At 70.4% G+C, this 8,521-nt stretch carries 7 protein-coding genes and 2 pseudogenes; 1 reads left to right on the top strand and 8 read right to left on the bottom strand.

What is annotated here, in order from left to right; translation table 11 throughout:
- The first annotated feature begins 139 nt into the window (after positions 1–139).
- A complete protein-coding gene (locus G3I40_RS30365; protein ID WP_164305830.1) occupies positions 140–325 on the top strand; it encodes an acyl-CoA carboxylase subunit epsilon in 186 nt (61 codons plus the stop codon).
- A 164-nt stretch (positions 326–489) separates the two neighbouring features.
- Here the strand turns inward: G3I40_RS30365 and G3I40_RS30360 are convergent, their stop codons facing one another.
- The 8 genes and pseudogenes from G3I40_RS30360 to G3I40_RS30325 form a co-directional block, all read right to left on the bottom strand.
- Positions 490–1,080, bottom strand: a complete 591-nt coding sequence (locus tag G3I40_RS30360) for an ATP/GTP-binding protein (protein WP_164305829.1) — start codon at positions 1,078–1,080, stop codon at positions 490–492.
- Positions 1,061–1,648 (bottom strand): DUF742 domain-containing protein, encoded by a 588-nt coding sequence (locus G3I40_RS30355; RefSeq protein WP_164305828.1) that lies wholly within the window; start codon positions 1,646–1,648, stop codon positions 1,061–1,063. The genes G3I40_RS30360 and G3I40_RS30355 overlap by 20 nt, the downstream gene beginning before the upstream one ends.
- A gap of 93 nt (positions 1,649–1,741) precedes the next feature.
- Positions 1,742–2,155, bottom strand: coding sequence for a roadblock/LC7 domain-containing protein (locus G3I40_RS30350; protein ID WP_026057603.1), 414 nt, complete (start codon positions 2,153–2,155; stop codon positions 1,742–1,744).
- A 10-nt stretch (positions 2,156–2,165) separates the two neighbouring features.
- Positions 2,166–5,455: pseudogene (locus G3I40_RS30345) on the bottom strand (nitrate- and nitrite sensing domain-containing protein).
- A gap of 372 nt (positions 5,456–5,827) precedes the next feature.
- Entirely contained in the window at positions 5,828–6,415 is a 588-nt protein-coding gene (locus tag G3I40_RS30340) for an ATP/GTP-binding protein (RefSeq protein ID WP_164305827.1), read from the bottom strand.
- Positions 6,396–6,809: a DUF742 domain-containing protein gene (locus G3I40_RS30335; protein ID WP_164305826.1), complete on the bottom strand. Its 414-nt coding sequence runs from the start codon at positions 6,807–6,809 to the stop codon at positions 6,396–6,398. Before G3I40_RS30335 ends, G3I40_RS30340 begins: the two co-directional genes overlap by 20 nt.
- Before the next feature lie 161 nt (positions 6,810–6,970).
- Positions 6,971–7,384 carry a roadblock/LC7 domain-containing protein gene (locus G3I40_RS30330; RefSeq protein ID WP_164305831.1) on the bottom strand — a complete coding sequence of 138 codons (414 nt, stop codon included), beginning with the start codon at positions 7,382–7,384 and terminating at the stop codon, positions 6,971–6,973.
- Between the two features lie 9 nt (positions 7,385–7,393).
- A pseudogene (locus G3I40_RS30325) lies at positions 7,394–8,521 on the bottom strand (hypothetical protein); the annotation flags it as partial.

Raw genomic sequence — 8,521 nt, 5'->3', positions numbered from 1 at the left:
GACGTCATCGACCCCGCCGAGACCCGCGAGGTGCTCATCCGCTCCCTGGCGATGCTGCGCACCAAGCACGCCGACCTGCCGTCCCGCAAGCACGGCAACCCCCCGCAGTAGCGGCACCTAGTCGTAGGAGACCTGCCCCATGTCCATCCCTGACATCCGTGTCGAGAAGGGCCACGCCGAGCCCGAGGAAGTCGCGGCCATCACCGCCGTCCTCCTGGCCCGCGCCGCCGCCCAGCCCTCCGCCCCGGCCGCCCACCAGTCCCGCGCGGGCTGGCGCCGCCTGGAGCGCGAACACGGCTTCCGCGCGCCCCACAGCTGGCGCTGACGCTCCGCCTCCACGGCCCCGCTCTCCTTCGGGAGGGCGGGGCCGTGGGCGTACGCGGCCGGTCGGGCGATCCGCACCCGCACACGCCGGACATCCGCACACGCCGGAAACGAAAGACCGCCGGGGCCCAGGGCCACCGGCGGTCGCAGAGCTGACTGAAGTAACTACCGCAGCCGCGCCATCAGGGCGTGCTCCACCAACGTGATGAGGGACGACTTCGCGTCGGCGCGGTGTCGCGCGTCCGTCGTGATGATCGGGGTGTCGGGGCCGATCTGCAGCGCCTCGCGCACCTCGTCCGGGCCGTAGGGCTGGTTGCCGTCGAAGCCGTTGAGGGCGATGACGAACGGGAGGCCGGAGTTCTCGAAGTAGTCGACGGCGGGGAAGCAGTCGGCGAGGCGGCGTGTGTCGACGAGGACGACGGCGCCGATGGCGCCGCGGACCAGGTCGTCCCACATGAACCAGAAGCGGTCCTGGCCGGGTGTGCCGAACAGGTAGAGGATCAGGTCCTGGTCCAGCGTGATGCGGCCGAAGTCCATGGCGACCGTGGTGGTCGTCTTGTCCCCGGTGTGGGTCAGGTCGTCGATGCCCGCGGACGCGGACGTCATGACGGCCTCGGTGCGCAGCGGATTGATCTCCGACACGGCGCCGACGAACGTCGTCTTGCCGACGCCGAATCCGCCTGCCACCACGATCTTCGCGGACGTGGTGGAACGACTTGGAGTTGCCGGCCCTCCGCTAGAGGTTGCGAAGTCCACTGAGCACCCTTTCGAGCAAAGTCACGTCTGGCTGGCCGCCGGCGTTCTCGTCGCCGCCGGGCTGATGGATGGCGACCAGGCCCGCCTCCGCGAGGTCGGCTACGAGAATCCTGGCCACACCGAGGGGGATCGTGAGCAGGGCCGAGATCTCGGCCACCGACTTGATCTCTCGGCACAGGTTGCAGATCCGCTGGTGCTCGGGCAGTTGGCCCTGCAGCTGGTGCGGCTGCGCGGTGGTGTGCACCAGTGCCTCGATGGCGAGCTGGTAGCGCGGCCTGGTGCGACCGCCCGTCATGGCGTACGGGCGCACCAGGGGGTTGTTCTTTGCGGCGGGGGCGGGATTCGCGTCGGGGCGCGGCTGCGGCTGCACGGGCTGGATGCGCGGCGCCGGCGGCTGGTCGTAGGGACCGGGCTGCCGGGTCGGCCGGGCATGGCTCGGCGCGGACGGGAAGTTGTACCGGTTCTGCGAACCGTCGTTCGGACCGGCCTGACCCTGCTGACCCTGGGCAGGGCCGTAGGGCGGCCACTGGGCCGACGAACCGCTCGGGGGTGTTGCTGAACCAGACACGTACTCCTCCTCCGACTGCGCTGGGCACCATCACTGTGGAGCCGCGTCCCGAAACTTTACGGCTACGGGACCCGAAAACGCACCGCCTGTCTGTTAGTTGAGCAGGCTTCCCTGAAGCTCCGCCCGCAGGTCGGGCGTGAGAACCGTGCCCGCACGGTCGACAAGAAGTGCCATCTCGTACCCAACGAGACCAATGTCCGCCTCGGGGTGTGCAAGGACGGCAAGAGAAGAACCGTCAGAGATGGACATGATGAAGAGGAATCCTCGCTCCATCTCCACAACTGTCTGGTTCACCGCGCCGCCCTCGAAGATGCGGGACGCGCCCGCGGTCAGCGAGGTCAGTCCCGACGCGACGGCCGCCAGCTGGTCGGCGCGGTCGCGGGGGAACCCTTCGGACATCGCCAGAAGGAGTCCGTCGGCGGAGACCACCACTGTGTGGGACACCCCGGGGGTGTTGTCCACGAAGTTCGTGATCAACCAGTTCAGGTTCTGTGCCGCCTGGCTCATCGGGCTCACACTAACGCTCCTGGATGTAGGTGCTGTCAGGCCCACCGGGAAACCCGCTGTCCTGGCCGTTCTTCGTCACTGCGGTCACTGCGGTCACTGCTGGTCACCACTGCCTTCATTGCGCCCTCGCTGTACGCCCCGGCGCAGGTTGCTCAGCCGGCCCCGTACGTCCTCGGGGGCACGGGAGATCTGCGGACCGCCCTGCGGCGTCGACTCCGCGGTGCCCTCGACCAGGTTGGCCTTGGGCACCCGGCGCGGCAGCCCGGACGAGGTGACGCCGCCCGCCTTCGGCCGCTTCAGGGCCTCGGCGCGCTCCCACCGGTCGTCGTTGGCCGAGCGCCAGGTGTCGTCGTCGGAAGGCTCCTCGGCGGGCGGCGCCGCGGCCGGCTCCGGACGCTGGGGGGCGGCGGAGCCTCGGCGGGGCAGACCCGCGTCGGTCAGATCATGCGCGACAGAGGGGGAGGGGCCGGCAGCCGTCCCCGGTCCGGCGGCGGTGCCCGGGCCGAAGCCTACGCTGTCCCGCTCCACCGCGTCAGCGGCCCGAGCAGATTCCGCTTCCGGTGCGTACGAGGTCTGGAAGTCACCCCGGTAGGCGTCCTGCGCCTGCCAGTCGGGCTGCCGGACCGGCTCCTCGAAGGCGTTGTACGACTCCTGGGGAACTTCCGGATAGCCGTCCTGCGTGGGGTGGTCCGGCACGTAGCCACCCTGCTGTCCGCCGTCGAAGGCGGTCTGCGCGGGGGCGAATCCGTCGTACCCGTTCGGACGCTGATCGTCGTAGCCGCCCTGTCGCTGATCGTCGTAGCCGACCATCCGCTGATCGTCGTAGCCGGACTGCTGCTGATGGTCGTAGCCGAGGGGCGGCGCTTCGTACGCGGACTGCTCGGCGTACGAGGGCTGCGGGGGCTGCTGGGCCTGGCGGGCCGCGATCTCGTCGCGGAACAGCGGGCGGCCGTCGCCGGGGTGCGCCATGCCGTCCTGGCCCTGCGTCTGCGCCTCCAGGGCCGCGCGGCGCTCCTCGCGCATCAGGGAGCGGCCGACCGGGTCCAGCTCGCGGGCGTCGTCCGGGACGTCGTAGCGGCTGTCGTCGAAGCCCAGCTCGGCGGCGGTGCGCAGCGGCTCCTTCTCCAGCGCCTGCTGCTGCGGGATCATCGTCGAGACGGTGAACTCGCTGTTGTCCGACTGGAGTTCGCCGCCGCCACCGCCGTGGGTGATCGCGTCAGGGAGCATGACCAGGGAGGTCGTGCCCGCCTGCTCGCCCGAGGGGCGCAGCTGGACGCGGATGCCGTGCCGGTCGGCGAGGCGGCCGACCACGAACAGGCCCATGCGCTGGGAGATCGCGGCGTCCACGGTCGGCGGGTTGGCCAGCTTGTGGTTGATGTCCGCGAAGTCCTCGGCGGTGAGGCCGATGCCCTTGTCGTGGATCTCGATCATGATGCGGCCGTCGGGGAGACGGGTCGCGGTGACGCGGACCTTGGTCTGCGGGGAGGAGAACGACGTGGCGTTCTCCAGGAGCTCGGCGAGCGCGTGCACGAGGTCGGTGACCGCGCGGCCGTGGATGTCGGCCTCCGGCACGCCGGACAGCTCGATGCGCTCGTACTGCTCCACCTCGGAGGTCGCGGCGCGCAGCACGTCGACCAGCGGGACCGGCTGGTCCCAGCGGCGGCCGGGCTCCTCGCCCGACAGGACCAGGAGGTTCTCGCCGTTGCGGCGCATACGGGTCGCGAGGTGGTCCAGGCGGAAGAGGTTCTCCAGCTGGTCCGGGTCGGCCTCGTTGTTCTCCAGGTCGGTGATGAGGGTCAGCTGGCCCTCGATCAGCGACTGGTTGCGGCGCGACAGGTTGGTGAAGATCGCGTTGATGTTGCCCCGCAGGAGTGCCTGCTCGGCCGCGAGCCGTACCGCTTCCCGGTGAACCTGGTCGAAGGCACGGGCGACCTCGCCGATCTCGTCGGTGGTGGTGATCGGGATCGGCTGGACGCGGGTGTCCACGCGGCCCGGCTCGGTGCGCGAGAGCTGGTCGACCAGCATCGGCAGCCGCTGCTCGGCCACGTCGAAGGCGGCGGAGCGCAGCCGGCGCATCGAGCGCGACATCTGGCGGGCCATCTGACCGGCGAGCAGCACGGCGGCGAGCAGCGCGATCACGACGGCGGCGCCGATGATGATCGCTTCCTGCTTGGCGTCGGCGGCGATGGAGGAGGCCTCGTTCACGGCCTTGTCCGCGAGATCCGACTCGATCGTGCGGTAGGCGTCGAACTTCGCGGTGTTGACCGCCCACCAGTTCTCGGCCGTCACGCCCTTCTGGGCGAGGGCGAGCCGGGCGCTGGGCTGGGTGCTCGGCATCGCCACGATGTCGCCGACCATCTCGGTGGTGTCGGCCGGCGGCGGGACGTAGTCCGGGTCCTGCTGCTTGGCGGCGGCGGCCTGCTTGGCGCCGTCCGTCTTCAGCTGCTTGATCGTGGCGTCGAGCTTCTTGAGGTCCTGGGGCGTACCGCCGCCCTTGTACTCCTCGATGGCGATGCCCTCGAGGTAGGCGTAGCTGCCGAGTGCGGTGCGCTGCTTGGCGAAGTTCGCCGGGTCGGGGCCGGGCTTCACCAGCAGGTGCATGCCGATGGAGCGCTCCAGGGAGAGCGCCGCCTTGGACAGCGAGATCGCGTAGACCGTGCGGCCGTAGCTGGTGATGTTGCCGGTGCCGAGGCCGAGCTCGTTGGCGAACTCCATCAGCGGGTGCTGGATGGCGACGTAGCCCTCTTCGGTCTGCACGCCGGGGAGCTTGGCGGTGTACGAGGCGGCGCGCAGCTTGGCCAGGCCGCCCTCGACCTTGGTGAACTGCGCCATGCGGCGCTCCAGGCCTTCCTTGTGCGGCATGTTGCGCGCCGCGGCGTGGAAGGCGTCGGCGGCCGCGTCGGTCGCCGCCCGGGCCTTGACGACCTTCGGGTCCTTGGCGCCCTTCGAGCCCTTCTGGAGAAGGGGAGCGGCGGAGACGTCCCGCTCCTCGACGAGGCGGTTGCCGTACGTCAGGGAGGCCCGCACGAGCCGCGCGGTGTTCTCCGCGTCCTGGGCCTCGTGCCAGGTGTCGATGGAGCTCTTCACCTGGAAGCCGCCCATGACCAGGCCGACGAGAACGGGTATGAGCAGGATCGCGTTCAGCTTCGTGGGCACACGCCAGTTGCGCGGCGACATGCGGCCGCCGGACGGCGCGGGCGCGGCCGTGTCGGCCGGTGCGGCCTGTGCCGCTGTGCGCGGCGGCGGGGTGAAGTTGCCCCGCGCCGAAGCCGGCTCGGGACTGTTCTTGCTTCGCCTCACTCGACCAACAACCTCTCGGCGTCGGCACCTACTCCGTGCCGCTGTATGTCTCCAGGCCCGTTCTTACTGGGCAGTTCAGCGCATTCCAGCACGTCAGGACGCGCACTTCCAAACAGTCGGAACCGGAAGCTCCACGTGATGTATGCCCTAGATAAAACGGTCATAAAGAGCGAGCCCCGCCAAAAGGCGGGGCTCTTGTGAGCGCAGGGGAACCGGGTGTGCGCGACGTGTGTCCGCACCCCCGGAATTCTCTGTCGAAACGTTATGAACACAGAGGCCCCGCGTGTCAAAGGCCACAGGGGCCACCGAAGGGCCTACGACAACTGCCGTATGAATCCAGCCACTTGATGGCCGAGTTCTGACTGCTTCTGTCTACTTGAGGCGGGCCATCAGCGCGTGCTCCACCAGCGTGATCAGCGCACTCTTTGCATCCGCACGGTGTCGCGCGTCCGTCGTGATGATCGGGGTGTCGGGCCCGATCTGCAGCGCCTCGCGCACTTCTTCGGGGTTGTACGGCTGGTACCCGTCGAAGCCGTTGAGGGCGACGACGAACGGGAGGCCGGAGTTCTCGAAGTAGTCGACGGCGGGGAAGCAGTCGGCGAGGCGGCGCGTGTCGACGAGGACGACGGCGCCGATGGCGCCGCGGACCAGGTCGTCCCACATGAACCAGAAGCGGTCCTGGCCGGGTGTGCCGAACAGGTAGAGGATCAGGTCCTGGTCCAGCGTGATGCGGCCGAAGTCCATGGCGACCGTGGTGGTCGTCTTGTCCCCGGTGTGGGTCAGGTCGTCGATGCCCGCGGACGCGGACGTCATGACGGCCTCGGTGCGCAGCGGGTTGATCTCGGAGACCGCCCCCACGAACGTGGTCTTGCCGACACCGAATCCGCCGGCCACCACGATCTTCGCCGAGGTGGTCGACCGGGTGGCCCCCGTGGCGCCGTCAGAGCTTGCGAAGTCCACTGAGCACCCTTTCGAGCAGAGTCACGTCCGGCGCGCCGCCGTTGGCCTCGTCGCCGCCGGGCTGGTGGATCGCGACGAGCCCGGCCTCGGCCAGGTCGGCGACGAGGATCCGGGCCACCCCGAGGGGCATCGACAGCAGGGCCGACACCTCCGCGACCGACTTCACCTCGCGGCACAGGTGGCAGATGCGCTGGTGCTCCGGCAGCAGGGTCACCAGGGCCGACGGGTCGGCGGTGGTGGAGACCAGCGCCTCGATGGCCAGCTGGTAGCGCGGCCGGGTCCGGCCGCCGGTCATCGCATACGGGCGAACCAGCGGCTGGTCGCCCTCATGTCCGTAGTCGGCGTGTGCGGCGGTGCTGCCGTACGGATCGTGAGGAGCGGTGGGCGGGGTCATGGATCCTCCGGGCGGGACGGCAAGTCGGGGGCCTGCCGTCTGAGGGTGGGCCGGTGGGGGAGTTGTGACGGCCGGACGTGGGTTACGTGACTTCTGTGGTTCTCGGGGCTGCTGATGCGTAAGACTGTGGGCGTGGCCGGGGTTACCGGCCGTCACCCCTCTCAGTGCAGCAGGCTGCCCTGCAGTTCGGCACGGAGATCCGGGGTGAGGACGGCGCCCGCGCGGTCGACGAGGAGCGCCATCTCGTACCCCACGAGACCGATGTCGCAGTCGGGGTGCGCGAGCACGGCGAGCGACGATCCGTCGGAGACGGACATGATGAAGAGAAAGCCGCGCTCCATCTCCACGACCGTCTGGTTCACCGGCCCGCCCTCGAAGATTCTCGAGGCCCCGGCCGTCAGCGACGTCAGACCCGACGCCACGGCCGCGAGCTGATCCGCGCGGTCGCGCGGGAACCCCTCGGACATGGCGAGCAGCAGACCGTCCGCGGACACCACCACCGTGTGCGAGACACCCGGGGTGTTGTCCACGAAGTTGGTGATCAACCAGTTCAGGTTCTGTGCCGCCTGGCTCATCTGGCTCAACTAACGCTCCTGCTGGTGAGTGGGGCGGGGGTAGCTGCCGGTCTGGCCGGTGCCGGCATCGCGGCCCTGCTGGATGCCCCGACGGAGATTGGTCAGCCGTCCGCGCACTTCTTCCGGCGCGCGCGAGACCTGCGGACCGCTCTGGTTCTGCTGCTGCTCCTGGGCCGTGCCCGCCACGAGGTTCGCCCGCGGCACACGACGCGGCAGGCCCGACACGGTGACGCCGCCCGCGGCGGGCTTGCGCACCCGCTCGGCCTGACGCATCAACTCGTCGTTCGGGGACTGCCGCCAATTGGCCTGGTTCTGGCCGGAGTCGGGAGCGGGCGCCTGGCGCGCGGGTGCGGCCGGGGCCGACGCCTGCGGACGCTGCGGAGCCGCGGCGCGCTGCGGCAGGGACGGGCCCTGCTGCTGCGGCTGGTTGGGGTGCTGCCCCTGGTACTGGCCCTGGTGCTGCTGTCCGGTGTGCTGCTGGCCCTGCTGGCCCTGCTGGCCGTGATGCTGCTGGCCTTGGCTCTGCTGGGCCTGGTTCTGCTGGTTCTGCTGGCCGTGGAACCAGTTGGTCTCCAGCGTGTCGTACAGCGGCGTACGACCGTCGCCCGGACCGGCCGGCGGCAGGTAGTCCTGCTGGACCGGCTGCGCCGGGATGCCCTGGTCCTGACCCGACGGGCGCGGCGGCGCGGGCGGGAAGTCCTGTGCGTCACCCCGCTGGCGAGGCGCCGCGGGGCGCTCGAACTGACCGGTGTGGGACGGGTCCTGACGGTTCGGCAGACCGCTGTCGCGGAAGCCGTTGGCCGGTGCGGCAGGCGCGCCGTTCCCGTTGGGTATGCCGCCGAAGACGTCGGAACGGACGTACTGACCGGTGCCCTGGTCCTGGCCCTGACCCTGCCCCGGGCCCTGGCCGGGCTGCGGCGCGTCGAAGTCGGGCCGGGCGAACTCGGCCGTGGAGCCCGGGCCTTGACGCCCGTCACGGACCGGCGGGAACTGCGTGGTGGAGTCGGGCTCGTCGTGACCGCGCGGCGCGTCGAGGTGCGGCTGCGCGTTCTCGTCGCTCCAACTCGGCACGCGGGGCTGCGGGTTGCCGCCCGGCAGCTCGGCACGCGGGCCACCGCGTGGCGGCAGCGACGGACG

It is taken from the genome of Streptomyces sp. SID14478, from assembly GCF_010548525.1.
Lineage (GTDB): Bacteria > Actinomycetota > Actinomycetes > Streptomycetales > Streptomycetaceae > Streptomyces.
The sequence above is the reverse complement of the archived record's forward strand: the minus strand, read 5'-3'. Positions and strand labels throughout refer to the sequence as shown.

Bases quoted from the DNA above. Each gene is read 5' to 3' on its own strand.
- G3I40_RS30365 (WP_164305830.1), top strand. From the start codon at position 140: ATGTCCATCCCTGACATCCGTGTCGAGAAGGGCCACGCCGAGCCCGAG.
- G3I40_RS30350 (WP_026057603.1), bottom strand. From the start codon at position 2,155: ATGAGCCAGGCGGCACAGAACCTGAACTGGTTGATCACGAACTTCGTG.
- G3I40_RS30335 (WP_164305826.1), bottom strand. From the start codon at position 6,809: ATGACCCCGCCCACCGCTCCTCACGATCCGTACGGCAGCACCGCCGCA.
- G3I40_RS30330 (WP_164305831.1), bottom strand. From the start codon at position 7,384: ATGAGCCAGGCGGCACAGAACCTGAACTGGTTGATCACCAACTTCGTG.